The sequence below is a fragment of the Polynucleobacter sp. MWH-P3-07-1 genome, from assembly GCF_018687555.1.
Lineage (GTDB): Bacteria > Pseudomonadota > Gammaproteobacteria > Burkholderiales > Burkholderiaceae > Polynucleobacter.
Map to the genome: position 1 here is coordinate 1,211,635 of NZ_CP061296.1, position 26,088 is coordinate 1,237,722.

The window sequence follows — 26,088 nt, forward strand, 5'->3', positions numbered from 1 at the left end:
TTTCAGTATGAGCAATTCCACTAATCCCAAGTTGATCCTGGCATCGACTTCGGTGTATCGCAAGGAGCTTTTGAGCCGTTTCGGCATTCCCTTTGAGGTGGTATCACCTCAAGTGGATGAAACACCTTTTGCAGGAGAAAGCACCCAGGCCCTCGCCCTACGTCTTGCAAAAGCCAAAGCAGCAGCGGTTGCCAAAATCCATCCCGAGGCTTGGGTGATTGGTTCAGACCAAGTGGCAGACCTATGTGGCGCAGCTATTGGGAAGCCGGGAAACTTTGAGCGTGCGTTTGCACAACTTCAACTCATGCGCGGCTCAATCGTCACTTTTTATACAGCCCTGTGTTTGATGAATGGCGGAAGTGAAACGAGCCTTTGTATTCCGACTGAAGTGAAATTCCGCAATCTCAAAGATGATTTACTGGAGGCTTATTTGCATGCCGAAGAACCCTACGATTGTGCCGGCAGTGCTAAGTCTGAAGGCATGGGGATTACCTTCTTGGAGTACATTCGTAGCGATGACCCAACTGCGTTGATTGGTTTACCTTTGATTGCACTCAGTGGTTTGTTGCGCGATGCAGGGTTCACCATCCCAGCCACAAAGAGCAGCTCCCAATGAGCTCTGCGCCAGGAACCCTCTATCTCGTTCCCAATACTTTGGGTGACCATGCTCGTCAGGAACAATTAGCATCAGTGCTACCATCTGAAACGATTAGTCAAGCGGCCAAACTTCAATATTGGATTGTGGAAGAAGCAAAAACAGCGCGGGCCTTACTAAAAGCGATTGAAACTGTGACGCCTTTGATTTGCCCGCTTCAAGAAATGCAAATGAGTGAATGGCGTGGTGCAGCTCGCAATGCAAAATATGGTGCAGACATTGAAGCAGCCGATCTCCTGAAGCCTTTAATTGCGGGCAAAGACATAGGACTGATGTCGGAAGCGGGTGTACCTGGTGTTGCTGACCCTGGCGCCGAATTAGTATTGGCTGCCCATCAGCTAGGGGCTAAAGTGAAACCGCTGGTTGGCCCGAGCTCCCTCTTGTTGGGCTTGATGGCGAGCGGTCTAAATGGGCAACGCTTTGCATTTCAAGGTTATTTACCGCATGACAATCAAGAGCGCAGTAGCAAGCTGAAGCAACTCGAACTAGAGTCCAGAAAATTACAGCAAACCCAATTGTGGATTGAAACGCCCTATCGCAATACTGCAATGGTTTTGGCCTGCTTGAGCAACTTATCACCCCAGACAAAGCTGTGCATTGGAGTTGATCTCACTTTGCCTACTGAATCTATTGGGACGCTGAGTGTTTCTGAATGGCGCAAGCGTTATCCCAATGAGGCCGCTTGCGCATCGCTACAAAACCGACCAGCCGTCTTTTTACTGCTAGCCTAGTGAAGGTCTGAAGCCTTCACGATTGCCTTACCCGCAGCGGTTCCTGCCTCTGCACCAAAACGCTTTGCTACGCGCTCGGCAAAGTTTTCTTTTACAGTGTAATCCAAGATATCCGGTGCCTTAAAGGTATCGCGTGCAACAGAATTGACAGTGCCATAGCCATCAGCTAAGCCAAGCTTGACTGCCTGTTCGCCATTCCAGACACGACCAGAAAAAAGATCTGGCGCATCTTTTAGGCGATCGCCACGCCCCTCTTTCACCACGTTAATGAACTGTTGATGAATCTCATTAATCATGGTTTGAACCATCTCAACTTGTTTTGGATTTTCCTTGGTGAAGGGATCCATCATTCCCTTGTTAGAGCCAGAAGTAATCATGCGACGAGTCACGCCCAACTTATCCATTAAGCCCGTAAAACCAAAGCCTTCCATGATGACGCCGATTGAGCCAACCAAGCTGGCTTTATCAACCAAGATCTGATCACCTGCGACTGCGACGTAATAACCACCTGAGGCGCAAATATCCTCTACGACGACTACAAAAGGCTTATTGGGGTAGAGCTTACGCAAGCGGTGAATCTCATCATTCATCATGCCCGCTTGAACAGGCGAACCGCCAGGACTATTAATTCGCAGAATGACGCCAGCACTATGCTCATTCTCAAAGGCAGCATCTAATGATGCATTGATGTCCTCAGCATTGGCCATTGAGTGCGCAGAAATTTCGCCCTCTAAAGAGACTAAGGCAGTGTGTTTCTCAACCCCCATGCCGTGACCCGGCAACTGAAAATCAAATAAAGATACAGCGATGCCAATCAAGATCAGCAATGTAACGATCCGAAAGACAACACGCCAGCGACGGCCTCTGCGACTCTCTTTGAGATTTTCTAAGAGTAAATGCTCGAGTGCTTGACGCTCCCAGTTGGTGTTTGGATTCTGATTGTTTTCCATGATTACTTTCTCAGACTTTATTGTTCTATTAAGTTCAGTTTCAGCCACTGTGATAGTTGGGAAACATTATCCACATGGCTCAAAGACTTTGCTTCTCGCAGAGTGTCTGGAGGATGCGCCCCATAAGTGACTGCAATGGCATCAACTCCTGCGTTATTAGCCATATCCAAATCATGTGTAGTGTCGCCAATCATTAGCATCCGACGAGTAGGTACTTGCATTACATCGGAAAGTTCTAAGAGCATACCGGGGTGGGGCTTAGAAAAAGATTCGTCTGCGGTGCGCGTCTCGTGAAACACATGACCCAATTGATGAAACTCTAAAGAGCGATCCAAGCCCGCGCGTGACTTTCCAGTTGCAACACCCAACAAGTAGCCCTCATTGCGTAAATCCTCGAGTAGCTCGCGGATACCCTCAAACAAATGAAGCTCATGATCTTTAGCTAAATAGTGATAACGAAAACGATCTGTGAGCTTAGGAAAATGCATTGGCTCAATCCAGGGTACGGCGCGTCGTAGCGAATCCTGAATGCCCAAACCGATCACTGAGCTTGCCAAAGTATCATCCGGCTCCTTGAATCCCAAGTCACGACAGGCTTGCTGAATACAGTTCACAATCGTGGGGGTAGAGTCCATGATCGTGCCGTCCCAATCCCAAACAATCAGGTCATAGCGTCGCTTAGATTGCGCAGATTTGGTCATGCTATTGCTCAAAGCTTTGCATCATGGCTGCAAACTCAGCAGGAAGTGGGGATTCAATCCGCATTTTTTCTCCGGTACGAGGATGGGTAAATCCTGCTAAATGAGCGTGCAAATAGAGTCGCTTGGATCTCATCCGCTTATCCGCATCCTCAAAGCCGTACTTATCATCACCCAAAATCGCATGCCCTAATTTTTGTAAATGCACCCGAATTTGGTGAGTGCGACCTGTCTTTAATTGCGCTTCAGCCAAACTGATTGCAACATCTCCTTGTTGCAACTTTTTGACAACCCTGAGCGCGGTATGGCTCGGCAATCCATCAGGATCGACTTTGACCCGACGCTCACCATTTGGGAGGAGGTATTTATGTAAGGGGAACTTGAGCTGCATCGTTCCTGGACCGGCATCAATTGCGCCATGCGCCAAAAGGTAATACCGTTTATCAGTGTGACCTTCTCGTATTTGGCGATGCATCTCTACTAGGGCGCTACGCTTTTTTGCCAGCATCAAAACGCCCGAGGTATCTCGATCTAAGCGATGTACTAATTCCAGAAAATTCAACTCGGGTCTTGTAATTCGTAGAGTCTCGATCACGCCCAGGGCAATTCCCGAACCGCCATGAACGGCAAGACCGGCTGGCTTATCAACAATCAGCAAAGCTTCATCTTCAAACAAAATGGGCATTTTGTCGGAAAAGCCTTGAGCGCGGGATTTGGTTTGAGCAGAATTTGCAGCCGCAATTTGGGCGGGTTCCGCAATTCTGACAGGGGGCACTCGAACCACATCGCCCTCAACAAGACGGGTCGTAGGCTCAGCTCTTTTTTTATTGACCCGCACCTCGCCAGAACGAATAATCCGATAAACGTGGCTTTTGGGGACACCCTTGGCCCAGCGCAAGAGATAGTTATCTAAGCGCTGTCCAGCCTCTTCTGGCCCGATTGTCTCCAAACGCACCGCCGGAGCGACTGGGACTTTGGTCTTAGCAGCTTTGATGGTGGGCTGGCTGAGAGGCTTGGCTGAGGGCTTGGGAAAGGGGTTCGATTTCATACTGTTATCTCTCGCCAGACTGGCAAGGGACTCAACAATACCCCATTCTCATTCAACTTGTGCCGTATAATCAATGCTCTAGCCAATTTATTGGCCCGAGACCGGTCTGAGTTAGACTGGAATTGTGGAGCTTGGAGTCGCCCTTAAAGACTCCCAGGGTTGCCCCTCCCCTGTTTAATGAGGCGCAGGGTTGGTGTGCCGTATGCCGCGACCCGCGATTAGAAGACAGTTTTCAGGCGCGCGCCTGCATTGATGACCTAAAGGAGGTCTCTGCGGCGATCGTCAGGTGTGGCACCGAATCACAGAACAGTGAATTCAGTGAGCCAAGTGAAATTCACTGGCAATAGTTTGATCCACACTTTTACGCCAATGGGCTTTGCCCGCACTTGGTACAAATCTGTCCCCTAACGCAGCGCGCAACGACGCCCTCCCCCTAAGGAGAGTGTTATGAAACGCATGTTATTTAATGCAACTCAACAAGAAGAGTTGCGAGTTGCCATCGTCGATGGTCAAAAACTCATTGATATTGATATTGAAGCTGCCGGTCGTGAACAACGCAAAGGCAATATTTACAAAGGGGTTATCACCCGCATTGAACCTTCCCTCGAAGCTTGCTTCGTCAATTATGGTGAAGAGCGTCATGGCTTTCTACCATTCAAAGAAGTGGCTCGCACCTATTTCAAAGAAGGTATCGATGTCCGTAGTGCTTCTATTAAGGATGCGCTGCGCGAAGGGCAAGAAATCATTGTCCAGGTTGAAAAAGAGGAGCGGGGCCAAAAAGGCGCCGCCCTAACCTCTTTTATCTCTCTGGCAGGTCGTTACTTGGTATTAATGCCCAATAATCCTCGCGGGGGTGGTGTATCTCGTCGGATTGAGGGTGAAGATCGCCAAGAACTCCGTGATGCCATGGCCCAATTGGATATTCCGGATGGGATGAGCATCATTGCACGTACCGCTGGTATTGGCCGCGATGCTACTGAATTGCAATGGGATCTAAGCTATCTCATGCAGTTATGGAAAGCCATTGATGAGGCTGCCAAAGGTAATTCCGGACCACTGCTGATTTATTTAGAGTCAAGCCTCGTCATTCGGGCGATTCGTGATTATTTCCAGCCTGATATTGGCGAGATTCTCATTGATACCGATGACATCTTTGAACAAGCGCAAGCATTTATGTCGGTAGTGATGCCAGACAACTTGCCACGGGTTAAGCGCTATCAAGATGATGTACCCCTCTTCTCACGTTTCCAAATTGAGCACCAAATTGAAACGGCTTACTCACGTACCGTGCCTTTGCCATCTGGCGGCGCAATTGTGATCGACCATACCGAAGCATTGGTATCGGTTGACGTGAACTCTGCTCGTGCCACCCGTGGCTCGGATATTGAAGAAACTGCCGCACGCACCAATCTTGAGGCTGCCGATGAAATCGCTCGTCAAGCGCGTTTACGCGACCTAGGCGGTTTGATTGTGATCGACTTCATTGATATGGATTCGAGCAAAGCGCAAAAGGATGTTGAGAATCGCTTACGAGATGCTTTGCGTCATGACCGCGCTCGCGTTCAGATGGGCAAGATCTCCAAGTTTGGTCTGATGGAAATGTCGCGTCAGCGTTTACGCCCTGCTCTTTCTGAGGGTAGCCATGTGACTTGCCCACGTTGTAATGGCACCGGTCATATTCGCGATACCGAATCCTCTGCACTGCAAGTCTTGCGCATCATTCAAGAAGAGGCAATGAAAGAAAATACGGCTGCAATTCATACGCAGGTTCCAGTCGAAGTGGCTGCCTTCCTGCTCAATGAGAAACGCGCTGAAGTGATCAAGATCGAGAGCCGCTTTAAGGTGAATGTTTTGATGGTGCCTAATAAACACTTGGAGACACCGCATTACAAGCTTGAGCGTTTGCGTCACGACGATCCACGCTTAGATGACCAAAAAGCCAGCTATGTGATGGCAGAAGAAGCTGCTCGTGAATTAGAAGCAGATACCATCGTGAGTCGTAAAGACGCCGATGTAAAGGTTCGTCCTGAGGCTGCTGTTAAAGGCATTACACCTAATCAGCCTGCGCCAGTCAGTCAGCCACGTCCACAGCGTGAGCCAGCCAAGAAGGTGGAAAGTGCCGGCGGCTTGTTTGGCTTTATTAAGAAGCTATTCTCATCGGCTGAGCCTGAAGTAAAGCCCGAAGAAAATCGCGGTCGTGGTCGTCATCCAAATCAACGCAACGGCAACAATAGTGGTGGCAATAACCGCAACCGTGGCCGCCGCGGTGATCGGAACGATCGCAATGGTGAACGCGCTGAACGACCTGCCGTAGATGCTGCTGCCGGTGAGAATAAACCGCGTCCAGAAGGACAAGGTCAGGGTCAGGGACGTAACCGCAATAACAACCGTAACCAGAATGGACCAAAGCCAGAGCGTCAGCAAAACAATGCCAATGCAGCCACTCCTGTCAGCAGTGGTGAGGTGGCACCTCAAGCTGATGCAACTCAAAATGCCGATGGTGAAGAGCGTCGTGGTCGCGGACGTAATCGTCGTGGTCGTGGTCGCGGTCAACGCGAGCGTGGCGAACGCAATGCTGGTGATGAAACTACAAGCATCGCTTCAGCCGCTCCAGTCTCAGCTCCAGCATCTGCTCCAGCTTTCTCAGGACCACCGGTTGGTATGGCTGGAACATCCGCTTCAATGCCTACTCAGAACTTGGCACAGAGCTTTGGTAATCACAAGCCTACACCGGTTGCACCTGAGCGTCCTCAAAGAAGCCATAGCAATCCAAAACCATCAAGCCCCGCTCCTGCAATTGAAGTGATTGCCAAACCTGTTGCTGAACTTCCTAAGGTGGCCTTTAAAGCCCTAGAGGAAACTCCTCTGCAAAATGTGGTGGAGTCCGCCGGAATGATTTGGGTTGCAACTGATTCAAGCAAGCACTCGGAAGTGCAGTCACAAATTCAGACAGAACCTATTTCTGTTAATTTGGGTAGAACTCCGAAGCCAGCCGCAACGCTTCCAGATGGCCCCATGGTTCTGGTTGAAACCGGCGGTCAAGAAAAAACGGTTTAAAACGAATTTCTCCAGACTACTCAATATCCCAACGGGGTATTGAGCGGTTTGGCAGAAACCCCGTTTCACAGCCATAATTGAACGATGGTTGAAAAAGTCATCCCCATTCGAATTGATGAAGGAAAGGGCCTTGTTGCCCCTATCCCTTCTCATCTACATTCGCCCAGCATGTCGACTCTAGACACTCGTGGTCGACTATTAAGAGATCTGCGAATTTCTGTTACCGATCGTTGCAATTTCCGCTGTACCTACTGCATGCCAAAGGAAGTCTTTAATCAAGACTATCCTTATTTGGCTCATGATGAACTGCTCAGCTTTGAAGAAATCACTCGACTTGCAAACATCTTTGCTACGCTCGGCGTAGAAAAAATCCGCCTAACGGGAGGCGAGCCTCTTCTTCGTAAAAATCTAGAGATTCTGATTGGGATGCTCGCAAAGATTCAAACCCCTCAGGGTGAGCCACTGGATCTCACCTTAACGACGAACGGCAGCGTTTTGCGCAAAAAAGCTGCGGCTCTCAAGGCAGCTGGCCTCAAACGCATTACCGTTAGCCTCGATGGCTTGGATGATGCCGTCTTCAAAAAGATGAATGATGTAGATTTTCCTGTTGAAGATGTGCTCGATGGTATTACTGCTGCTCAAGAGGCAGGGTTTGAATCCATCAAAGTGAACATGGTTGTTCAAAAAGGAAGCAACGAGCACGAAATTATTTCCATGGCAGAACGCTTCAAAGGGACTGGCATTGTTTTGCGTTTTATCGAGTATATGGATGTGGGGAGTTCCAATGGTTGGAATATGGCGGAAGTACTTCCCTCTCAGGAGGTGATTGCGCTGATTCATTCAGTACATCCTTTAGAGGCCATCTCCGCCAACTATGCTGGTGAAGTCGCTAAACGCTGGCGCTATCAAGATGGCTCCGGTGAAATCGGCGTGATCTCTAGTGTGACCCAAGCCTTCTGTAGTGATTGCTCACGGGCGCGCATCTCAACAGATGGTCAGCTTTATCTCTGTCTCTTTGCGAATAAAGGTTTTGATTTCAAATCCATGCTGCGTTCAGGTAAAAGTGATTTAGAGATTGCTAATGCCATCATGTCGGTCTGGTCTAAACGCGATGATCGTTATTCTGAGATCCGAGGCTCGATTAGCGAGCAAGTAAAGTCACTAGGTCCAAAAGTTGAAATGTCCTACATTGGCGGCTAATGATCTCTCGAACAGAAATTACCGGACTCATCCTTGCTGGCGGTCGCGCCCAAAGAATGGGTGGCGTTGATAAGGGCCTGATTCCTTTTCATCATCGCCCACTCATCGAATCGGCCATTCATCGGCTGCGCCCTCAAGTCGGTTCAATATTGATTAATGCTAATCGCAATCTTGAACACTACTCAAGCTATGGATTCCCAGTGCTTAGTGACGATGATCTGAGTTTCTCAGGCCCTCTGGCTGGCTTTGCTGCTGGCCTGAAAGCCTGTCCCACCAAATATTTGGTCACCGCCCCTTGCGACTCTCCTTTACTGCCGACAAACCTGGTTGAACTCCTAGCGGCCAAGATGAGTGAGGAATCTTTTGATCTTGTCTATGCATCCAGCAAGGATCTCGCAGGTAAAGCTTGGGCTCAGCCAGTCTTTTGCCTGATGCGCACCGCTGTCCTGGAGTCGCTTCAGGAATTTATCAGCTTGGGAGATTTCAAAATTGATCGCTGGTTTAAACAGTTAAATGCCAGTACAGTAATCTTTGATTCAGAATCTGCATTTGCCAATGTAAATACTCCCGAAGAACTCCTTGCTCTGGAAAAAGTATCAGCATGAAGTATTCTCCTAACAACCCCATCCTCTTGAGCTCATCTTTACGTGTTGATCAAGCGCATGAGTCGATTACTGGTTTAGTAAACGAGGTCTTACGAGAATCACCACTCGACTCCGAGCTAGTGCCCCTGAATGATTCGCTCAATCGCGTTCTAGCCGAAGATCTCCTCTCGCCGATTGATGTGCCCTCAGCTGATAACTCTGCAATGGATGGTTATGCTTTTGATGGTACTTGCCTAAAGAGTGGGAGCGGAAAAACTCAGTTAAAAATCGTCGGTACCGCCTATGCGGGTAAACCGTTTATTGGTGAAATTGCAGCAGGTGAATGCATCAAGATCATGACAGGTGCCTTGATGCCAAACACCTGCGACACCGTCATCCCTCAAGAATTGGTTAGCGCTACTGAACATGACATGATCTTTGACCCATCAGCCTTGAAAGCTGGCGATAACCGCCGCCTCAAAGGGGAGGATTTACAAAAGAATAAGCCAGCAATTCTTGCCGGCAGAATCTTACGACCTGCTGATCTCGGCTTAGCAGCTTCATTGGGAATCGCTTCATTAAAGGTCAAACGTAAATTACGAGTAGCTATTCTGTCATCAGGTGACGAACTAACCCCCTTAGGAGAAACGCTTCAGGAAGGCGGCATCTACGATAGCAATCGCTATAGCTTGACTGGCATGCTCAAGCGCTTAGGTTTAGAAGTAGTCGATTGTGGCATTGTGCAAGATGATCCAGATTCATTAAAGGCAGCCTTTTGTGAGGCAGCAAAAAAGGCAGATGTACTGATATCCAGTGGCGGGGTATCCGTCGGGGAGGCGGACTTCACTAAACAAGTGCTGCAAGAGCTTGGAGATGTTGGCTTCTGGAAAATTGCTATGCGGCCAGGTCGGCCAATGGCATTTGGCACACTAAAAGCTGTTCCAGGAAAATCTCCAAGCCACAAGACCTTATTCTTCGGACTACCAGGCAACCCTGTGGCAGTGATGGTCACCTTTTATCAATTTGTGCGCTCCGCCCTTTTACAACTCAATGGCGCCAAAGACATAAGGCCACCCCTAACTCAAGCAATGGCAGAGCAACCCATTCGTAAAAAGCCTGGGCGGACTGAATTTCAACGGGCAATCCTGAGCCGCGACCCACTTGGTCGACCTGTGGTTCGGATCACTGGAAGTCAGGGTGCGGGGATCTTGCGCTCGATGAGTGAAGCGAACTGCTTTGTTATTCTTGGCCACGATCAAGAAAATATTGCTGCAGGTGACTGGGTTGATGTAGCGCTTTTCGAAGGACTGCTTTAAGATTGCAGCATTATGAAACTCACTAAAAAAGAAGTTGTCTTCCTCGATCCGTCGCACACCGCCAAAACCCTCGTTTTGGTTTACCTCTGCTTCTCGGTACCGATTGTTCTCCTAGCCCTGTTTGTTGCATTTATTCGGGATGGTGCAATACCAGGATTTACCGTAATCTCTGCATTGATTCTGAATGCATTACTCGGTTTTGCATTGCTATGGATTGCATGCAAAGTCTACAACTGGGTTGCCAGCAAGTTCGGTGGTATTGAATTAGCTCTGCGCGAACTCCCAGACGAAATCGAAACAGAGTAATTACCCTGTTTCGATCGCTGAATAATCAGTTCTGAACTTTTAGCTCGGCTTTAACTCTGCATTAATTAAGTTTGGTGGTCTTTGACCTGCGAGTCCTGCGCGCAGATTTTTGATTGCCAGATTCATCATCGCTCTACGGGTTTGTTCTGTTGAGCTACCCACATGCGGCGCAAGCACTACATTGCTACATGCCAGCAACTCTGGAATCACCTTTGGCTCACCTTCAAATACATCTAGACCGGCACCAAAGATCTTGCCTGCCTTCAAGGCTTGCGCCAGCGCCAGGTCATCGACAATACCGCCACGCGCAATATTGGTGATCGTTGCAGTAGGCTTCATTAATGACAGCTCTTTTGCGCCAATGGTGTGATGACTCTCAGCGCTGTAAGGGAGAACCAAAACTACGTGGTCTGCTGTTTTCAGTAACTCTTCTTTTGAGACATGAGTTGCACCGAGCTCTTTTTCAATATCTTCTGGCAAGCGTTTGCGATTGCAATAGATCACTTTCATACCGAAGCCTAAACCACGCTTAGCGATTGCTTGACCTATACGGCCCATACCAATGATGCCCAATGTGCTGTGATGAATATCGACGCCCAATGGGTTATTGAACAAGGCCCACTTTTCCCATTTTCCGGCTCTTAGCCAATGCTCTGATTCAGTCACTCGACGCGCCGCAGCCATCATTAAGGCAAAACCAAAGTCAGCAGTGGTATCCGTCAATACGTCAGGGGTATTTGTTCCCATTACGCCTGCTGCAGTCATGGCTGGGATATCTAGGTTGTTATAGCCCACTGCAATATTGGCAACGATTTTGAGATCCTTTGCAGTTGCTAGGACCTTGGCGTCAATTCGGTCGCCGCCCGAAACTAAGGCGCCATCCATCCCGACGAGGGCTTTTTGCAATTCATCGGGAGTTAATACCTCATCGGACTGATTTGAGGTGACCTCAAAAGACTCCTCCAATAGGGGAAGTGCGTCCTGAAATATCGCTCTGGCGATGAAGATTTTAGGTTTTTTAGCTGTATTTTGTGTACTCATTTAGATCTCCTTAGAAGAGACTTTACCTCAACTGAATTAGGAAGTTTCTCAAGAAAAAGGGTGAATTCAGCTAAAATCAGTTTTTACCCCCCCCCACGGCAAGCCTTGGGCTACCGAATAGAAAATTGAGCAATTACCATGACTTACGTTGTTACTGAATCCTGCATCCGTTGTAAATATACCGACTGTGTGGACGTGTGCCCAGTGGACTGCTTCCGCGAAGGCCCCAACTTTTTGGTAATCGATCCCGATGAGTGTATCGATTGCGCCGTATGCGTACCAGAATGCCCAGTCAATGCGATCTATGCGGAAGATGATGTCCCCGGAGATCAACAAGAATTTATCAAGATCAATGCTGAGCTCGCATCCTCTTGGACTTCTATTACCAAATCCAAAGGCGCCTTGCCAGATGCTGATGAGTGGAAAGACGTCAAAAACAAATTGGCTGCACTGGTCAAGTAATTTTTACTTACCTATCCTCTAGGGCAATCACTTGTCATCCCCCATTGAAACCGATGCAGTCATCATTGGCGCCGGTCCGGTGGGACTCTTTCAGGTATTTGAACTCGGTCTTCTAGAGATTAAAGCGCATGTCATCGATGCATTGCCCATCATTGGTGGTCAATGCATGGAGCTCTATCCCGATAAACCGATTTACGATATCCCTGCCCTGCCTGTTTGCACCGGTAAAGAATTAACTGACAATCTTCTCAAACAGATCGAACCTTTTGGGGCCCAATTTCATTTGGGGCAAGAGGTCAGCATGGTGAGCCAGCGACAAGATGGTCGCTTTGATATTCAGACTTCAGCAGATCAACATTTCATCAGCAAAACCGTTTTTATCGCTGCAGGTGTCGGCGCATTCCAGCCGCGCCTAGTCCCCCTCGATGGGATTGAGGTATTTAATGGCAGCCAAGTGTTCTATCGCGTAAAAGATCCTGAGCAATATCTTGGTAAAAATATGGTGATCTGTGGCGGCGGTGACTCAGCGCTCGACTGGGCTTTATATTTTGCTGACAAGGTCAGTAAGCTGACGCTGATTCATCGGCGTGATGACTTTAAAGCGGCTCCAAAATCCGTTTCCAAAATGCGTGAGCTCTGTGATGCCGGAAAAATCCATCTGCAAATTGGACAGCTGGCTGGCTTTGAAGTGAAAGATGGCAAACTCAGTGAACTCCTCATCACTGGCATTGATGGTACTAGTAGCAAGGTTCCCTGTGACGTGATGTTGGCATTCTTTGGTCTGTCTCCTAAATTAGGCCCCATCGCTGACTGGGGCTTGAATATTGATCGCAAACAAATTACGGTGGATACCGAAAAGTTCCAAACCAGCACCCCAGGAATATTCGCGGTAGGCGATATCAATATCTACCCTGGTAAGAAGAAACTCATTCTGTCGGGCTTTCATGAAGCAGCCTTGGCAGCCTTTGCTGCTGCAGCCTATCTCAGCCCAGAAAAAACCATTCAGCTCCAATACACCACCACCTCAACCAAGCTCCACAAAGTCCTTGGGGTAGGGAATACAGAGTAAAGCCCTTTTACATTACACTTTATCAATCATGCGCCAATATCACGACCTGATGAAAGAAGTTCTCGCTAAGGGGACCCCCAAATCTGACAGAACAGGCACCGGCACACTCTCAGTTTTTGGCCACCAGATGCGCTTTAATTTGGCCGATGGCTTTCCGATGGTGACAACTAAAAAACTCCATCTCAAATCCATCATCTATGAATTACTCTGGTTTCTCAAAGGTAGCACTGATAACAATTGGCTAAAAGAGCGCGGTGTTTCAATTTGGAATGAGTGGGCTGCGCCAGACGGTGATCTTGGTCCAATCTATGGCTATCAATGGCGTTCCTGGCCTGCACCCAATGGCCAACATATCGATCAGATCTCTGAAGTGCTTGAGACCATTCAAAAGAATCCTGACTCACGACGCATCATCGTCTCCGCCTGGAACGTAGCAGACATTCCTAAAATGGCGCTAGCACCATGTCATGCTTTCTTTCAGTTCTACGTTGCCGATGGAAAGCTGTCATGCCAGCTCTATCAACGCAGTGCAGATATCTTCTTAGGCGTTCCCTTCAATATCGCTAGCTATGCTTTACTAACCCATATGGTTGCCCAGCAATGTAATTTAGAGGTGGGTGACTTTATTTGGACGGGTGGCGACTGCCACTTGTATAGCAATCATCTTGAGCAAGTTGAACTGCAATTGTCGAGAGACTTCTTCCCGCTACCTAAGCTCAATATTTTGCGCAAGCCAGACTCTCTGTTCGATTATGAATTCGAAGACTTTGAGATCGTTGGCTATGAATCTCACCCCCATATCAAAGCGCCGGTAGCGATCTAATCATGGCGCGACCTGCAATTTCAATGATTGTTGCCCGTTCACAGAATCATGTGATTGGGCGAGACAATCAAATGCCTTGGAAAATTTCAGCTGATCTGCAATTCTTCAAACGTGTCACCATGGGTCATCCCGTCATCATGGGCCGCAAGACTTGGGAATCGATTGGCCGCCCACTTCCGGGTCGTCGCAATATTGTTGTGACACGCAATCATGACCTACAACTTCATGGTGGTGAAGTCGTTCACTCTTTAGAAGAAGCGCTGGCTAGTCTTGCAGAATTCCCGCGTGTATTTGTAATCGGTGGCGAGCAATTATTTACACAAGCCTTTCCTTTAGCGGATCGTCTTTACCTTACTGAGATTAAACTCGACATACAGGGCGGAGATACCTTCTTTGAGATTCCCGATCCTGCTCATTGGCATGAATTAGAACGTCTACCGAATGTCGAGGGTGACATTCACTTTGACTTCGTTACTCTAGAGCGCAAATAAAAATTATTTTCCGCCCACGGTCATTGAGCCAATCAAGATCGAACCGGTTTCTTTGCTGCCCCGAACTAAAGTATCACTGCCAATCATGGCAATGTCCATGAGCATGTCACGTAGATTGCCAGCAATTGTGACTTCCTCAACGGGATATTGAATTTCACCGTTCTCTACCCAGTAACCAAAAGCGCCTCGAGAGTAATCGCCAGTAACGTAATTCACACCCTGGCCCATTAGCTCAGTCACTAATAAACCGGTGCCCATCTCTTTTAACAGCGCAGGCAATCCACCTTTGCGAGTTCTTTTACTTTGGAATGTGAGATGGTGTGAGCCGCCCGCATTACCAGTAGTTTTCATGCCTAACTTGCGCGCAGAGTACGTCGACAGAAAATAGCCCTGCAAAATTCCTTGATCAACCACAGTACGTGCATGGGTTTTTACACCCTCCTCATCAAAAGGCGCGCTACCCATTGTGGCAGGATGATGAGGCTCTTCAATCAGACTGACATGCTTGGGTAATACCGCCTTACCCAGGCTATCTAGTAAGAAGCTGGATTTACGATATAAAGCCCCGCCTGAAACAGCCTGAACCAAGCCACCCATTAGACCTGCAGCCAGAGGAGCTTCAAAGATTACCGGACAACGTCGAGTACTAATCGACCTCGCATTTAGCCGAGAGAGTGCTCGCTCAGCCGCGTACTTTCCGATTGCAGCAGGTTCAGCAAGCTCTGCAGGCACTCGAGAGCTGGAATACCAGTCATCACGTTGCATGCCCGATTTTTTCGTCAAGCCGTTCGCAATTGGCGCACATGAAATGTAATGGCGAGAAAAAGGATAGCCCCCCATAAAGCCATTCGTAGTCCCCATCATGAAATGGCCGTGATGGGCGGATACAGAAGCGCCATCACTATTGCGAATTTGTCTACTCACCCCAAAGGCAGCAGCCTCAGCAGCACGTGCAATCTCAACCGCCTCAATCGAATCGATGTTCCAAGGATAAAACAAATCTAAGTCTTTTGGTTTTTTCTCTAAGAGCTCAGGCTCGGCCGGACCTGCACAGTCATCCTCTGCGGTATGTTGAGCAATATGGTACGCAGCCTCTACAGTTGCCCGCAAAGATGCTTGTGAAAAATCACTAGTACTAGCATTACCCCGGCGATGCCCCAGAAAGACGGTGACCCCAACTTGTTTATCAAGGCTTTGCTCAATCGTTTCCACTTCACCCTTACGGACGGTAACCGCCAAGCCTTGACCCTCAGAGACTTCAGCGATGGCATCAGAAGCGCCTCTACGCCCAGCCTCTGCCAGCATAAACTCGATGATTTCTTGAAACTGATGGGATGAATAAGTGAACATGTCTCAATAATAGCTAGAATAGAAACATGAAGCATACAGAAGCCGCCCCAGATCCGATCAAAATCGGGTTAATCTCGATCTCTGACCGTGCCAGCAAGGGTGTCTACACCGATGAAGGCTTGCCCGCTCTCAAGAATTGGCTAGAAAAAGCCATGCTCAATCCCTGCACTTTCTCAGAACGTCTGATAGCCGATGAGGCTCAGGAAATCACAAAGAACATTATTGAATTGGTTGATGAGATTGGCTGTGACTTAGTTCTAACTACTGGTGGCACAGGGCCATCACGCCGGGATGTCACACCTGAAGCAACCGTTGCTGCTGGCACTCGCGAGATGCCAGGCTTTGGAGAGCAGATGCGACAAATCAGTTTGCGCTTTGTACCCACTGCAATTCTGTCGCGTCAAACTGCCGTCTTGCGCGAGATTGAGAATCACGCTGCCTTAATTATGAATTTACCAGGACAACCTAAGTCAATTCAAGAAACTCTAGAGGGCCTAAAAGATGCCGAAGGTAAATCCATCGTTCCCGGTATCTTCGCCGCTATACCCTACTGTATCGACCTGATTGGCGGACCTTATATTGAGACCCAAGACAGTGTCGTCAAGGCATTTAGGCCTAAAAGCGCTATCAAGAAATAGTTATCCCGCTATTGCGGTAGTGGCACGATAAACTTTTCGCGGTAATACTTTAACTCTTCGATAGATTCCTCGATATCAGCTAATGCTGTATGTGCCTGCTGCTTGGTAAAGCCCTTAAGCAGTTCAGGGTGCCAACGCTTACAGAGTTCTTTGAGCGTTGAAACATCGATATTTCGATAATGAAAGTAAGCCTCTAGTTTAGGCATATAGCGTGCCAAGAAACGACGGTCTTGTCCAACGGTATTTCCGCACATTGGTGCAATACCTGCTTTGATATATTGCTTGAGAAAGGCAATACATTGCGCCTCAACGGTCGCTTCATCCAGCGTGGATGCTTTCACTTTATCAATCAAACCCGATCGGCCGTGAGTACCCTTATTCCATGCGTCCATTGCATCTAATACTGCATCTTCCTGATGCACCACCCAAACTGGAGCGGTCGCAATCGTATTTAAGTGGGCATCGGTAACAATGATGGCGATCTCCAGAATGCGCTCAGTCTCTGGATTTAAGCCTGACATCTCCATATCAATCCAAATCAGGTTCTCACTGGCTGGGGCGGTGCTAGAGACAGTTTTAGGGGCTTGGGGCTGGTTTTGTTCACTCATATCTATAATCATCTCATGACATTCACAATTGTTTTTTTAATCGCCTTTGTTGCTAGTTTCGGCCTACGCTACTGGTTATCCCAACGTCAAATTCGCTATGTTGCAAAACACCGCACTCAGGTACCCGCTGAATTTGCCCAAAAGATTTCTTTAGCAGAGCACCAAAAAGCGGCTGACTATACGATTGCCAAATTGCGTCTAAGTATTTTAGAGAATAGTGTCAGCGCGATTGTTCTGATTGGCTTTACCCTTTTAGGCGGCCTCCAGATTCTCAATCTCATCTTGATTGCCAGCCTTGGCCAGGGCATCATCCAACAGATCGCCTTGCTCGTTTCGATTGTGCTGATCTCCGGCGCAATCGATCTTCCATTTTCTTGGTACAAGCAGTTCTATCTCGAGGAGCGTTTTGGCTTTAATCGCATGTCGAAGAAACTCTTCTTTGTCGACCTCGTTAAAGGCTTACTCATCGGCGGGGTAATTGGTATTCCTTTACTGTGGATTATCTTAAGCTTGATGGCGCAAGCTGGAAGCTTATGGTGGCTTTGGGCATGGGCCGTCCTGACGGTATTCAGTTTGTTAATGCAGTGGATTTTCCCGAGCGTGATTGCACCTCTATTTAATCAATTCCAAGCTCTAGAAGATGGCGCACTCAAAACACAAATTGAAGCACTACTAAAGCGTTGTGATTTTGCTAGCCAAGGTCTTTTTGTAATGGACGGCAGCAAACGCAGCGCCCACGGTAATGCTTTCTTTGCCGGGATGGGCAAGGCCAAGCGGATTGTTTTCTTCGATACCTTGATTGAAAAACTCAACCCCAATGAAGTAGAGGCTGTGCTGGCACATGAGCTCGGTCACTTTAAGTGCAATCACATTCGCAAACGTTTAATCATCTCTTTCGCCTTGAGTTTTGGCATCTTTGCCTTGCTAGGCTGGATTAGTACGCAAGTCTGGTTCTACGAAGATCTCGGCGTGATGCCAAGCATGGATGGTTACAACGGAGGCTTAGCCCTAGCACTGTTTATGCTGGTCTCGCCTGTATTTACCTTCTTCTTTACACCACTAGGCAGCCTCGCTTCTCGCAAACATGAGTACGAGGCCGATAATTTTGCCGCTAGCAAATCATCAGCGAGTGACCTGATCGCAGCCTTAGTCAAGCTGTATCAAGACAATGCTTCAACGCTTACACCTGACCCAATCTATACTGCTTTCTACAGCTCGCATCCACCCGCCCCGTTGCGTATCGCCAATTTACAAAAGAGTTCAGCGAGCTAATGGAGCAATTTCGTGCGCTACTGACGGCTTCTTATGGTCGACATTATTTAGCGCAGCGTTTATCGGTTGATACCTCCGGCAATGAGTCGCCTGAGGGGCCTTTAATTCAAGTCAGCACCCCTGCTAAGCAGCACATTGGCGCCGTGGGAGATCGCATGTTGCTTGAGAGCACATCAGCAGATCAAGCTCGCCTAGTTGAGATCGAGCCACGCCGCAATTTACTTTATCGCTCGGATGCTTTCAAGAGCAAATTAATTGCCTCTAATGTGGATCAAATTTTGGTAGTGCTCGCCACCCAACCGGCCTTCTCGCCTGATCTTTTAGGTAGAGCAGTGGTTGCCGCTGAAGCCAATCAAATTGATTTACATATCCTACTCAATAAGTCTGATCTGCCCGCAAACTTAGCTCATGCCCGCAAACTGATTGAGCCCTATGCACGCATGGGCTACCCCGTGAGCGAAGTCTCAGCCAAGTTTGATAGCGCCTCAATTGAGGCTCTGCGCCCTGCTCTTCAAGGGAAGGTCTCTGTCTTTGTGGGTCAGTCGGGCATGGGTAAATCTAGCTTACTGAATGCTTGGGTACCCAATGCTGCAGCGATTACCCAAGAGTATTCCGTTAGGCTAGACACTGGCAAACATACGACGACAGCCTGTCGCTACTTTGAACTCCCTGAGTCTTGGGGCAAGAATGCAACAGGCAAGCTCGGTGCATTAATTGATTCCCCAGGCTTTCAGGAGTTTGGGCTTGCCCACATGTCGGTTAGCGAGTTGCAACACGCCTTTAGAGAATTCCAGCCCTTATTAGGAAAGTGCCACTTTCATAACTGCGCCCATCAATCCGAGCCAGGTTGTGTAATTCGGGAGGCAGTCGAGAAGAATGAGATCGCACCAGAAAGACTGGCACTATTTAGACAATTACACTCGGATTCGAAAACGGCAGATACGCAGCTACAGGGAATCACCCAAGCCAAAGAGCGATGGTCAGCATTAACAACAAAGCCAACCAAACGATAACTAAGCGCCAAACCAAACCCACTGCTGAACGCATAGTTCTCTCGCTAGGCTCAATACCAATCTCATAAATCTGAGGCTCACCTGCTTCAGCCATCAGCAAAGCTTGATCGCTATCAGGCTCAGTTAAGGGCTCACCCAGACGAACTCCAAGCGCACCGCTACCAGCCGACAGAATCACGGCATTAATAGAGTCAGACCATTTATGCGTTAAATGTCGCCATGCATAGGCGGCGTCTTCAAAATTACCAACGATAGCAAAGCCCATTGCTGTGATGCGTGACGGAATCCAATCAATCACATAGAAGAAGTAGCGAGCGGCTTCACTGAGGTTGAAATCACCCTTAGCAGTCCAACGAGTAATAGCGGTATCTGCTAAGCGATACATCACAATTCCGGCGGGGCCAAGCGGCATCAAGAACCAAAACAGCACCCCAAAGACGTGGCGATGTGCGCCCACAATGGCTCGTTCGAGGGCTAAAGAGATGACTTCAGTTTCATTCAGGTTGCTCACATCTAAATCTGGGCCATACCACTCTGCCAAAGCTGCACGAGCCGCAGGCAGATCATGAATTTCAATGGCTTCATGAACTTTGGTATAGGAGTGACTAAATTGGCGAAACCCAAAAAAGAGGTAGGCAATGATGACGTTCCAGATGAAACCCAGAATCTTGTACTTGAGCATGCAAGCGACATAGATCGCAAAAACAATCACTGTTGGGAGAATAAAAGCAATTGTGCAAGCAATCCGAGCACCCACAGGTGTCGCGCCCGTTTGGTTCTTGCCGCCGAACTCTTTGGCAATCCAATCTAACCAACGATCACTCATCCGCCGAATCCAATGATTAGCGTTGACTGGGCGATATTGCTCAGCAATCAGGGCGATGAGGATAGAGAAGAAAGTCATACTTTTAATAAATGATACAGGTTACGCAACATACCAGCAGTAGCTCCCCAGATAAACCGATTCCCATAGGGCATGGCATAAAACCGACGCATTCCTTGCTCACTTTGCCAGATGCGAACTTGATGATTGGCGGGATCCATCAGAAAACTCAGAGGCACCTCGAAGATGTCTGCTACTTCAAACTCGTCATGAACATATTCTGCCTGAGCCTGAACCAGCCCTACAACCGGGGTGACGCTGTATCCAGATACTGTTAGATACTCGGGTAAATGTCCAATGATTTCGACATTAGCAGGATTGAGGCCAATCTCTTCCTGACTCTCACGCAAGGCGGTCCTTTCAGGGGTGAGGTCCTCGGGATCCATGCGCCCCCCTGGAAAGCTAATTTGCCCAGCATGATCATGAAGATGCTGCGTTCTCTGAGTAAGCAATACCGATAATCCGCCCTCATGTAATAACAGAGGAATGAGCACCGCTGCCTGAGTGATTTTTCCAGCAGCTTGGCGCCTGGCAATAATGTCAGCCGCAATAACGTGGCGGTTCTCATCTGTGATCTCAGGCTGCCATTGCGGAGGATGTTGAAGACGGTGCCGCAATTGATCTGGATCCAAGACTCGAGGAGATACCTTGGGGTCTTGACTGCACTGCATATGAATCGGAATTGCCTCTGCATCAAACCCCAGAGGGGCTGCAACATTCAGCTTCGAATGTTCCGCAGGGGTAGGAGAAGATGCTTTAGACATTCGTTTATTTTAGGGCAATAAAAAGGCGACCGAAGTCGCCTTTTTGTAACAAGCCAAGGGCTCGAATTATTCCGCAGCTGGAGCAGCCACTGCTTTAACGCGAGCTTGAAGCTTTTCTTTAATACGTGCAGACTTACCAGAGCGATCACGCAGGTAGTAGAGCTTAGCGCGACGAACATCGCCACGACGCTTCACTTCAATACTAGCGATCAATGGTGAGTAAGTTTGGAATGTACGCTCAACACCTTCACCAGAAGAGATCTTGCGCACAATGAAATTGGAGTTCAGACCGCGATTGCGTTTCGCAATCACAACACCCTCAAAAGCCTGGGTACGTTTACGAGTACCTTCAACAACGTTAACGCTAACAACAATCGTATCGCCAGGAGCAAAACTTGGAAGAGTTTTGTTGGCAGTGAGGCGAGCAATTTCTTCTTGCTCAATTTTTTCAATTAAGTTCATTTTAAATCCTTAAACATCTTGTCAGAGTTCAATCCCGAGACTTTCATCAACGGACCTGATAGAGGATGTAGTTAAATCATTTCACCAAATCTTGAAGGAACCGCTCATCTTCTCGACTTAGTAACCCATTGGTTCTGGCCAATTCAATCAGATCTGGCCTGATCCTGAACGTCAGCTCAAGAGACTTGTGCCGACGCCAATCCGCTATTTTAGCGTGATGTCCGCCTAAAAGCACGTCCGGCACTGATAAATTTTCATAGATCTCAGGTCGGGTGTAGTGCGGATAGTCCAAAAGACCGTTCATAAAGCTATCCTGGAGGGCCGAGTCCTCATCCCCCAAAACCCCTGGAATGAGCCTCATCAGGGCATCCATGATGGCCATAGCAGGGATTTCACCCCCGGAAAGGACAAAGTCTCCTAAGGAGATCTGAAGATCGACATTGCGATCTACAAAACGTTGGTCAATTGCCTCATATCTGCCACAAATCAGGGTCAAATTGCCCTGAGTCAGCAGCTCAGAGGCCATTTTTTGAGAAAACCGCTCTCCCTGAGGTGCCAATAAACAAACCGGACCACTGGAGATACCTTGGGATTGATGCTCTGCCTTGATCGCATTTACGGTGTCCTCTAATGGTTTAACCATCATCACCATGCCAGGGCCACCGCCATAAGCACGATCGTCGACAGTTTTACGGGGGTCACTTGAATAGTCTCTGGGATTCCAGAGTTTGACTTGGGCTAAATTGTGTTCGCATGCACGGCCAGTAATACCCCATTGCGTTAATGCAGTGAACATTTCTGGAAAGATAGTCAGGACATCAAAGCGCATATTGATCTGCTTTACCAATCCGCTTGCCAATCAAGCGTAATGCATTTTTTAGATAGGTCTACGTTTTGTACGACGTCTTTGACGAAAGGAATTAACTGCTTAGTCATGCCATCGGCAAGATTACCCAAAGCAATCACACCATGGGCACCATTCTCGGTCACATCTAAAACTTGACCCAAATGGATGCCTTCTAAATTAATCACATCGCAACCCATTAAATCAACCCAGTAATAACTGTCCGCTTCTGCTTTTGGGAAAGTATCGCGCGCGACAAGAATGCGCGCACCTTTTAAGGCTAGGGCTTGATCACGATCCGTCACACCATCTAGAGCAATAACAACAGTACCGCTATGCATCTTAGCTTGCTTGAGCTCGTACAACTCTAATGTTGGCTTGGTCGCAGCTTGTGCGACAAGTACTCCACGCGGCAACAGAGATAGCCAAATAGCTTTGCTAGAAAGTAATGCTACGGGATCAGATGAATGTGGACGAACCTTGAGTTGGCCTCGCAGGCCTTGGGCATCTTGAATAGAACCCAGCTCAATTAAATCTTCTAGGGAAGGCGTGCTCATTTACAAGTTACCCCATCACCCCTAAATAGTCCTGCTACTAAGAGCCCGATCATGATGACCAAGCCCTTAGCAAAACAGTTTTAGACTGCAGGATGATCTTTGATCAAACGCTTAACGGTTGGAGAAATCTGCGCTCCAACGCCAGTCCAATAGCTCAAACGATCTTGAGCAACGCGCATGGCTTGCTCAGTCTCTGCTGCTTTTGGATTGAAATAGCCAATGCGCTCGATAAAGTTCGAGTCACGGCGGTTGCGCTTATCAGTAGCAACGATGCTGTAAAAAGGGCGCTTCTTAGAACCGCCGCGTGCCAGTCGAATGACGACCATATTTATTCCTTAAAATCTAAAATGAAAACGGGTTGAATACAAGCCAAAGTAATTTCTTTCGAAACCTCAGACTCCAACAATGAAGGCAAATGCTGAAAACAGATGCAATGCAAAGCGGAAAACCTCATATTCTAGACGAAAAGCCCTATTTGTTCCACCTATTTAAGCACTTTAGTCATTAGAATAGACACGCCCTCACAATAAAAAATACATTAAAAACAATAACTTAACTATTTATGACCACCCAAAAGTGCCCCTTAAACACCTGCCAAGCGCTTAGCAGATGGCTCCGAAGTGTTGTTTATGGCATCGGATTAGGTTTGTTAACAGCCTGTTCTGGAGTCATTCCACCCTGTGGCGCAAAAATCAGTCCGCCGAGTAGCGAGTTACGCAATACCAAATGGGAATTGATTCGCTGGAATCTGACTCCTAACGCAAATGGTGAAGTACGCGGTCGACAAATTCCGATGGGTGAAAACAGTAACCCGGTTCAGCTGGCTTTTGATGCGAGCGGTGAACGCGTCAGTGGTTTTACAGGATGCAATCGTTTTACCGCCACGCTCAGTGAAGATTCACGAGGTTTTACCTTTGAGAAAATCACGACCACCAAAATGGCATGCAATCCTCAGCGCACTGAATTAGAAAACGATTTTCTGTACGAGCTCAATGACTATCGCAATATTGTGAGGGATGGTGATCGCCTGCTCTTCATTGGCCGCGATCGTGAAGTACTCACTTTTGCACAACGCGACATTCCCCAAAGTAAATCGACATTCAAATGAAAAAATATAAATTCTTATTTTGTGCATTAGGCTTATTACTGCCCGGCACAGGTCTCAATGGTTTTTATCTCAAAGGACCAAAATTCTTTTGGTCCTGGATACAGTTGCTTGCTCTGATCGGCGGCATAGCGGGTTGGTTCCTATTAAAAGAGTATCGTTTTCAATCTGCGCCGGGCTGGGTCTTAATTACGCTAGGGTTTATTGCAATGGAGGCCAGTTGGCTTACCACCATTACCTTTGGCTTACGTCCAGATGAAAAATGGGATGCGCAATTTAATCCAAAGATGGATATAAGCCAAGCAACTCAATCACGTTGGCCGACGATATTGACCGTGATCTTCTCGCTGATTCTTGGTGCAGGCGTGATGATGACCTTCTTAGCGATTTCATTTGAGCAATACTTCGTGTCCCAAATTACCGAGGCGAGAAAAATCTCTCAGTAAGACATGGGGGGACTAGGTGATTGCTTTGGTAAGCTCAGGGACGGCAGTAAAGAGATCGGCTACTAGGCCATAGTCAGCAACGCTAAATATCGGCGCATCAGGATCCTTGTTGATTGCCACAATGACTTTCGAGCCCTTCATCCCTGCCAAGTGCTGAATCGCCCCTGAAATTCCGATTGCGATATACAAATCTGGTGCAACGATCTTGCCAGTTTGGCCAACTTGATAATCATTCGGTACATAACCCGCATCTACTGCAGCGCGTGATGCACCTAATGCCGCCCCCAGTTTATCGGCCAAAGGAAGCACCAGTTCTTGATAGGCTTCACCAGATCCTAAGCCGCGCCCACCCGACACAATGATCTTTGCACCGGCCAACTCTGGGCGCTCAGACTGATTCAGATCACGGCTAATAAAATCTGATTTCCCAGGACTACTTACAGGAGCTAACTTTGTAATCTCAGCTGACCCGCCACTGACTCGGACAGGATCAAAGCTAGTGGTACGAACCGTGATAACTTTGATGGGGTCGATCGATTGAACTGTTGCAATTGCATTACCGGCGTAGATTGGTCGTTCAAACGTATCGCTACTAACTATCTTGGTGATGTCTGATATCTGAGCCACGTCTAACTTAGCCGCAACACGCGGCATGACATTTTTACCACTAGCAGTTGCTGGAGCAAGAATATGGCTATATTGATTTGCAATCGCAAGTATCTGCGCAGCCAATGGTTCCGCCAATTGGTCGCCTAAATCAGACGCATCAATGTGAATCACTTTGCGCACTCCAATAATTTTGGATGCCTCAATTGCCACTGCATCTGCGGCATTTCCGGCAACCAACACATCCACATCACCGCCACACTGCACCGCAGCGGTAATGGTATGTAAAGTCGCCGCGTTTAAAAATAGATTGTTGTGTTCAGCAATAACAAGCGCGCTCATTTAAATCACCTTCGCTTCATTCTTGAGCTTCTCAACTAGCTCTGCTACGTTGGCCACCATGATCCCAGCCGCACGCTTGGGGGGCTCATCCACGCGAAGCGTTTTAAGGCGAGGGGCAATATCCACCCCCAATTCTTCTGGCTTCAGAATCTCAAGGGGCTTCTTCTTGGCCTTCATGATGTTGGGCAAGGTGACGTAACGAGGCTCATTCAAGCGTAAGTCAGTAGTAATCACAGCAGGCAAGGTGAGAGCAATGGTTTCAAGACCGCCATCCACTTCACGGGTCACATTGACTTTGCCATTCTCTACCAGCACTTTTGATGCAAAGGTGCCTTGTGGAATATCCATGAGACTTGCCAACATTTGGCCAGTCTGATTGCTATCATCATCAATCGCTTGTTTACCCAATAAAATTAATTGGGCTTGCTCTTTATCGCAAATCGCTTTAAGTAATTTGGCAACCGCTAAAGGCTGTAGTTCAATATCGGTCTCAACTAGGATGGCTTTATCAGCGCCAATCGCCAAAGCAGTACGTAAGGTTTCTTGACATGGGGTTGGTCCCGCAGAAACGACTACGATCTCGCTCGCCACACCTGCCTCTTTTAATCGTACCGCTTCTTCAATTGCAATCTCGTCAAAAGGATTCATACTCATTTTGACGTTGGCAATATCAATTCCAGAGTGATCGGATTTGACGCGAACTTTGACGTTGTAATCTACAACCCGCTTTACTGCTACCAAGATCTTCATGCTGCTTTCACAATCTA

At 48.0% G+C, this 26,088-nt stretch carries 30 protein-coding genes; 16 read left to right on the top strand and 14 right to left on the bottom strand.

The window, feature by feature from the left end; all coding sequences use genetic code 11:
* Positions 1–7: 7 nt before the first annotated feature.
* Positions 8–616, top strand: coding sequence for a Maf family nucleotide pyrophosphatase (locus tag ICU98_RS06325; protein WP_215351459.1), 609 nt, complete (start codon positions 8–10; stop codon positions 614–616).
* Positions 613–1,386 carry an SAM-dependent methyltransferase gene (locus tag ICU98_RS06330; RefSeq protein ID WP_215351461.1) on the top strand — a complete coding sequence of 258 codons (774 nt, stop codon included), beginning with the start codon at positions 613–615 and terminating at the stop codon, positions 1,384–1,386. Before ICU98_RS06325 ends, ICU98_RS06330 begins: the two co-directional genes overlap by 4 nt.
* Here the strand turns inward: ICU98_RS06330 and sppA are convergent.
* The 3 genes from sppA to ICU98_RS06345 are packed head-to-tail and all read right to left on the bottom strand — an operon-like array spanning position 1,383 to position 4,082.
* Positions 1,383–2,336 carry a signal peptide peptidase SppA gene (sppA, locus tag ICU98_RS06335; protein WP_215335931.1) on the bottom strand — a complete coding sequence of 318 codons (954 nt, stop codon included), beginning with the start codon at positions 2,334–2,336 and terminating at the stop codon, positions 1,383–1,385. The two genes, ICU98_RS06330 and sppA, sit on opposite strands and share 4 nt — an antisense overlap.
* A gap of 17 nt (positions 2,337–2,353) precedes the next feature.
* Positions 2,354–3,037 (bottom strand): HAD-IIIA family hydrolase, encoded by a 684-nt coding sequence (locus ICU98_RS06340; RefSeq protein WP_215351464.1) that lies wholly within the window; start codon positions 3,035–3,037, stop codon positions 2,354–2,356.
* Position 3,038: 1 nt separating this feature from the next.
* On the bottom strand, positions 3,039–4,082 hold the full coding sequence (locus tag ICU98_RS06345; RefSeq protein WP_215335932.1) for an RluA family pseudouridine synthase: 1,044 nt from the start codon (positions 4,080–4,082) through the stop codon (positions 3,039–3,041).
* 447 nt (positions 4,083–4,529) lie between these two features.
* On the opposite strand from ICU98_RS06345, the gene ICU98_RS06350 reads away from it, so the two are divergent.
* The 5 genes from ICU98_RS06350 (at position 4,530) to ICU98_RS06370 (ending at position 10,545) form a co-directional block, all read left to right on the top strand.
* Complete coding sequence (locus ICU98_RS06350; protein ID WP_215351467.1) at positions 4,530–7,139, top strand: Rne/Rng family ribonuclease; 2,610 nt, start codon at positions 4,530–4,532, stop codon at positions 7,137–7,139.
* Between the two features lie 84 nt (positions 7,140–7,223).
* A complete protein-coding gene (moaA, locus tag ICU98_RS06355; protein WP_215351469.1) occupies positions 7,224–8,339 on the top strand; it encodes a GTP 3',8-cyclase MoaA in 1,116 nt (371 codons plus the stop codon).
* Positions 8,339–8,944, top strand: a complete 606-nt coding sequence (gene mobA / locus ICU98_RS06360; protein WP_215351472.1) for a molybdenum cofactor guanylyltransferase MobA — start codon at positions 8,339–8,341, stop codon at positions 8,942–8,944. Before moaA ends, mobA begins: the two co-directional genes overlap by 1 nt.
* Positions 8,941–10,239 carry a gephyrin-like molybdotransferase Glp gene (gene glp, locus ICU98_RS06365; protein ID WP_215351474.1) on the top strand — a complete coding sequence of 433 codons (1,299 nt, stop codon included), beginning with the start codon at positions 8,941–8,943 and terminating at the stop codon, positions 10,237–10,239. Before mobA ends, glp begins: the two co-directional genes overlap by 4 nt.
* 12 nt (positions 10,240–10,251) lie before the next feature.
* Positions 10,252–10,545 carry a hypothetical protein gene (locus ICU98_RS06370; protein WP_215351476.1) on the top strand — a complete coding sequence of 98 codons (294 nt, stop codon included), beginning with the start codon at positions 10,252–10,254 and terminating at the stop codon, positions 10,543–10,545.
* Positions 10,546–10,584: 39 nt separating this feature from the next.
* Here the strand turns inward: ICU98_RS06370 and ICU98_RS06375 are convergent, their stop codons facing one another.
* Complete coding sequence (locus ICU98_RS06375) at positions 10,585–11,586, bottom strand: D-glycerate dehydrogenase (RefSeq protein ID WP_215351479.1); 1,002 nt, start codon at positions 11,584–11,586, stop codon at positions 10,585–10,587.
* 138 nt (positions 11,587–11,724) lie between these two features.
* Here ICU98_RS06375 and fdxA point away from each other — a divergent pair, with 138 nt between their 5' ends.
* Genes fdxA through ICU98_RS06395 form a run of 4 tightly spaced genes read left to right on the top strand, consistent with a single transcriptional unit; the run spans position 11,725 to position 14,431 of the window.
* Positions 11,725–12,048, top strand: a complete 324-nt coding sequence (gene fdxA, locus ICU98_RS06380; protein WP_215351483.1) for a ferredoxin FdxA — start codon at positions 11,725–11,727, stop codon at positions 12,046–12,048.
* A 31-nt stretch (positions 12,049–12,079) separates the two neighbouring features.
* On the top strand, positions 12,080–13,117 hold the full coding sequence (locus ICU98_RS06385; protein WP_215351486.1) for an NAD(P)/FAD-dependent oxidoreductase: 1,038 nt from the start codon (positions 12,080–12,082) through the stop codon (positions 13,115–13,117).
* 28 nt (positions 13,118–13,145) lie between these two features.
* Positions 13,146–13,940 carry a thymidylate synthase gene (locus tag ICU98_RS06390; RefSeq protein ID WP_215335941.1) on the top strand — a complete coding sequence of 265 codons (795 nt, stop codon included), beginning with the start codon at positions 13,146–13,148 and terminating at the stop codon, positions 13,938–13,940.
* A gap of 2 nt (positions 13,941–13,942) precedes the next feature.
* Positions 13,943–14,431: a dihydrofolate reductase gene (locus ICU98_RS06395; protein ID WP_215335942.1), complete on the top strand. Its 489-nt coding sequence runs from the start codon at positions 13,943–13,945 to the stop codon at positions 14,429–14,431.
* Positions 14,432–14,434: 3 nt separating this feature from the next.
* On the opposite strand, the gene pmbA is transcribed toward ICU98_RS06395, so the two are convergent.
* Positions 14,435–15,781, bottom strand: coding sequence for a metalloprotease PmbA (gene pmbA, locus ICU98_RS06400; RefSeq protein ID WP_215351489.1), 1,347 nt, complete (start codon positions 15,779–15,781; stop codon positions 14,435–14,437).
* A 26-nt stretch (positions 15,782–15,807) separates the two neighbouring features.
* Between pmbA and mog the strand changes: the two genes are divergently transcribed.
* Positions 15,808–16,419 (top strand): molybdopterin adenylyltransferase, encoded by a 612-nt coding sequence (gene mog / locus ICU98_RS06405; RefSeq protein ID WP_215351492.1) that lies wholly within the window; start codon positions 15,808–15,810, stop codon positions 16,417–16,419.
* Positions 16,420–16,427: 8 nt separating this feature from the next.
* On the opposite strand, the gene orn is transcribed toward mog, so the two are convergent.
* Positions 16,428–17,027: an oligoribonuclease gene (gene orn, locus ICU98_RS06410; protein WP_215335945.1), complete on the bottom strand. Its 600-nt coding sequence runs from the start codon at positions 17,025–17,027 to the stop codon at positions 16,428–16,430.
* Between the two features lie 15 nt (positions 17,028–17,042).
* On the opposite strand from orn, the gene ICU98_RS06415 reads away from it, so the two are divergent.
* Positions 17,043–18,299 carry a M48 family metallopeptidase gene (locus ICU98_RS06415; RefSeq protein WP_215351495.1) on the top strand — a complete coding sequence of 419 codons (1,257 nt, stop codon included), beginning with the start codon at positions 17,043–17,045 and terminating at the stop codon, positions 18,297–18,299.
* Complete coding sequence (gene rsgA, locus ICU98_RS06420) at positions 18,299–19,312, top strand: ribosome small subunit-dependent GTPase A (RefSeq protein ID WP_215335947.1); 1,014 nt, start codon at positions 18,299–18,301, stop codon at positions 19,310–19,312. Before ICU98_RS06415 ends, rsgA begins: the two co-directional genes overlap by 1 nt.
* Here rsgA and ICU98_RS06425 read toward each other — a convergent pair.
* The 6 genes from ICU98_RS06425 to rpsP all read right to left on the bottom strand — a co-directional run bounded on the left by ICU98_RS06425 (position 19,257) and on the right by rpsP (position 23,148).
* The gene (locus ICU98_RS06425; RefSeq protein ID WP_215351497.1) at positions 19,257–20,216 is read right to left on the bottom strand and encodes a CobD/CbiB family protein; all 960 of its coding nucleotides are present in this window, start codon (positions 20,214–20,216) and stop codon (positions 19,257–19,259) included. The two genes, rsgA and ICU98_RS06425, sit on opposite strands and share 56 nt — an antisense overlap.
* A complete protein-coding gene (locus tag ICU98_RS06430) occupies positions 20,213–20,959 on the bottom strand; it encodes a CoA pyrophosphatase (RefSeq protein ID WP_215351501.1) in 747 nt (248 codons plus the stop codon). The genes ICU98_RS06425 and ICU98_RS06430 overlap by 4 nt, the downstream gene beginning before the upstream one ends.
* Before the next feature lie 66 nt (positions 20,960–21,025).
* Positions 21,026–21,421 carry a 50S ribosomal protein L19 gene (rplS, locus tag ICU98_RS06435; RefSeq protein ID WP_215335950.1) on the bottom strand — a complete coding sequence of 132 codons (396 nt, stop codon included), beginning with the start codon at positions 21,419–21,421 and terminating at the stop codon, positions 21,026–21,028.
* Between the two features lie 76 nt (positions 21,422–21,497).
* Positions 21,498–22,250, bottom strand: a complete 753-nt coding sequence (trmD, locus tag ICU98_RS06440) for a tRNA (guanosine(37)-N1)-methyltransferase TrmD (protein WP_215335951.1) — start codon at positions 22,248–22,250, stop codon at positions 21,498–21,500.
* Positions 22,251–22,261: 11 nt separating this feature from the next.
* Complete coding sequence (gene rimM / locus ICU98_RS06445; RefSeq protein ID WP_215351504.1) at positions 22,262–22,822, bottom strand: ribosome maturation factor RimM; 561 nt, start codon at positions 22,820–22,822, stop codon at positions 22,262–22,264.
* A gap of 80 nt (positions 22,823–22,902) precedes the next feature.
* Positions 22,903–23,148 carry a 30S ribosomal protein S16 gene (rpsP, locus tag ICU98_RS06450; protein ID WP_215335953.1) on the bottom strand — a complete coding sequence of 82 codons (246 nt, stop codon included), beginning with the start codon at positions 23,146–23,148 and terminating at the stop codon, positions 22,903–22,905.
* A 236-nt stretch (positions 23,149–23,384) separates the two neighbouring features.
* Between rpsP and ICU98_RS06455 the strand changes: the two genes are divergently transcribed.
* Complete coding sequence (locus tag ICU98_RS06455; RefSeq protein ID WP_215351507.1) at positions 23,385–23,930, top strand: META domain-containing protein; 546 nt, start codon at positions 23,385–23,387, stop codon at positions 23,928–23,930.
* Positions 23,927–24,373: a hypothetical protein gene (locus ICU98_RS06460; RefSeq protein WP_215335955.1), complete on the top strand. Its 447-nt coding sequence runs from the start codon at positions 23,927–23,929 to the stop codon at positions 24,371–24,373. Before ICU98_RS06455 ends, ICU98_RS06460 begins: the two co-directional genes overlap by 4 nt.
* A gap of 12 nt (positions 24,374–24,385) precedes the next feature.
* On the opposite strand, the gene ICU98_RS06465 is transcribed toward ICU98_RS06460, so the two are convergent.
* Together ICU98_RS06465 and ICU98_RS06470 are read right to left on the bottom strand one after the other, a co-directional pair.
* Positions 24,386–25,321 (bottom strand): electron transfer flavoprotein subunit alpha/FixB family protein, encoded by a 936-nt coding sequence (locus ICU98_RS06465; RefSeq protein WP_215351510.1) that lies wholly within the window; start codon positions 25,319–25,321, stop codon positions 24,386–24,388.
* Entirely contained in the window at positions 25,322–26,071 is a 750-nt protein-coding gene (locus ICU98_RS06470; RefSeq protein ID WP_215335957.1) for an electron transfer flavoprotein subunit beta/FixA family protein, read from the bottom strand.
* Between the last annotated feature and the right edge of the window lie 17 nt (positions 26,072–26,088).

What these genes read in the sequence shown, in the direction of transcription:
- fdxA (WP_215351483.1), top strand. Translation starts at nt 11,725, where the DNA reads ATGACTTACGTTGTTACTGAATCCTGCATCCGTTGTAAATATACCGAC.
- ICU98_RS06340 (WP_215351464.1), bottom strand. Translation starts at nt 3,037, where the DNA reads ATGACCAAATCTGCGCAATCTAAGCGACGCTATGACCTGATTGTTTGG.
- ICU98_RS06375 (WP_215351479.1), bottom strand. Translation starts at nt 11,586, where the DNA reads ATGAGTACACAAAATACAGCTAAAAAACCTAAAATCTTCATCGCCAGA.
- pmbA (WP_215351489.1), bottom strand. Translation starts at nt 15,781, where the DNA reads ATGTTCACTTATTCATCCCATCAGTTTCAAGAAATCATCGAGTTTATG.
- trmD (WP_215335951.1), bottom strand. Translation starts at nt 22,250, where the DNA reads ATGCGCTTTGATGTCCTGACTATCTTTCCAGAAATGTTCACTGCATTA.
- ICU98_RS06390 (WP_215335941.1), top strand. Translation starts at nt 13,146, where the DNA reads ATGCGCCAATATCACGACCTGATGAAAGAAGTTCTCGCTAAGGGGACC.
- moaA (WP_215351469.1), top strand. Translation starts at nt 7,224, where the DNA reads ATGGTTGAAAAAGTCATCCCCATTCGAATTGATGAAGGAAAGGGCCTT.
- ICU98_RS06415 (WP_215351495.1), top strand. Translation starts at nt 17,043, where the DNA reads ATGACATTCACAATTGTTTTTTTAATCGCCTTTGTTGCTAGTTTCGGC.
- ICU98_RS06325 (WP_215351459.1), top strand. Translation starts at nt 8, where the DNA reads ATGAGCAATTCCACTAATCCCAAGTTGATCCTGGCATCGACTTCGGTG.
- mobA (WP_215351472.1), top strand. Translation starts at nt 8,339, where the DNA reads ATGATCTCTCGAACAGAAATTACCGGACTCATCCTTGCTGGCGGTCGC.
- rsgA (WP_215335947.1), top strand. Translation starts at nt 18,299, where the DNA reads ATGGAGCAATTTCGTGCGCTACTGACGGCTTCTTATGGTCGACATTAT.
- ICU98_RS06345 (WP_215335932.1), bottom strand. Translation starts at nt 4,082, where the DNA reads ATGAAATCGAACCCCTTTCCCAAGCCCTCAGCCAAGCCTCTCAGCCAG.
- ICU98_RS06330 (WP_215351461.1), top strand. Translation starts at nt 613, where the DNA reads ATGAGCTCTGCGCCAGGAACCCTCTATCTCGTTCCCAATACTTTGGGT.
- sppA (WP_215335931.1), bottom strand. Translation starts at nt 2,336, where the DNA reads ATGGAAAACAATCAGAATCCAAACACCAACTGGGAGCGTCAAGCACTC.
- orn (WP_215335945.1), bottom strand. Translation starts at nt 17,027, where the DNA reads ATGAGTGAACAAAACCAGCCCCAAGCCCCTAAAACTGTCTCTAGCACC.
- rimM (WP_215351504.1), bottom strand. Translation starts at nt 22,822, where the DNA reads ATGAGCACGCCTTCCCTAGAAGATTTAATTGAGCTGGGTTCTATTCAA.
- glp (WP_215351474.1), top strand. Translation starts at nt 8,941, where the DNA reads ATGAAGTATTCTCCTAACAACCCCATCCTCTTGAGCTCATCTTTACGT.
- ICU98_RS06470 (WP_215335957.1), bottom strand. Translation starts at nt 26,071, where the DNA reads ATGAAGATCTTGGTAGCAGTAAAGCGGGTTGTAGATTACAACGTCAAA.
- ICU98_RS06350 (WP_215351467.1), top strand. Translation starts at nt 4,530, where the DNA reads ATGAAACGCATGTTATTTAATGCAACTCAACAAGAAGAGTTGCGAGTT.
- rpsP (WP_215335953.1), bottom strand. Translation starts at nt 23,148, where the DNA reads ATGGTCGTCATTCGACTGGCACGCGGCGGTTCTAAGAAGCGCCCTTTT.
- ICU98_RS06430 (WP_215351501.1), bottom strand. Translation starts at nt 20,959, where the DNA reads ATGTCTAAAGCATCTTCTCCTACCCCTGCGGAACATTCGAAGCTGAAT.
- rplS (WP_215335950.1), bottom strand. Translation starts at nt 21,421, where the DNA reads ATGAACTTAATTGAAAAAATTGAGCAAGAAGAAATTGCTCGCCTCACT.
- mog (WP_215351492.1), top strand. Translation starts at nt 15,808, where the DNA reads ATGAAGCATACAGAAGCCGCCCCAGATCCGATCAAAATCGGGTTAATC.
- ICU98_RS06460 (WP_215335955.1), top strand. Translation starts at nt 23,927, where the DNA reads ATGAAAAAATATAAATTCTTATTTTGTGCATTAGGCTTATTACTGCCC.
- ICU98_RS06370 (WP_215351476.1), top strand. Translation starts at nt 10,252, where the DNA reads ATGAAACTCACTAAAAAAGAAGTTGTCTTCCTCGATCCGTCGCACACC.
- ICU98_RS06395 (WP_215335942.1), top strand. Translation starts at nt 13,943, where the DNA reads ATGGCGCGACCTGCAATTTCAATGATTGTTGCCCGTTCACAGAATCAT.
- ICU98_RS06455 (WP_215351507.1), top strand. Translation starts at nt 23,385, where the DNA reads ATGACCACCCAAAAGTGCCCCTTAAACACCTGCCAAGCGCTTAGCAGA.
- ICU98_RS06465 (WP_215351510.1), bottom strand. Translation starts at nt 25,321, where the DNA reads ATGAGCGCGCTTGTTATTGCTGAACACAACAATCTATTTTTAAACGCG.
- ICU98_RS06425 (WP_215351497.1), bottom strand. Translation starts at nt 20,216, where the DNA reads ATGACTTTCTTCTCTATCCTCATCGCCCTGATTGCTGAGCAATATCGC.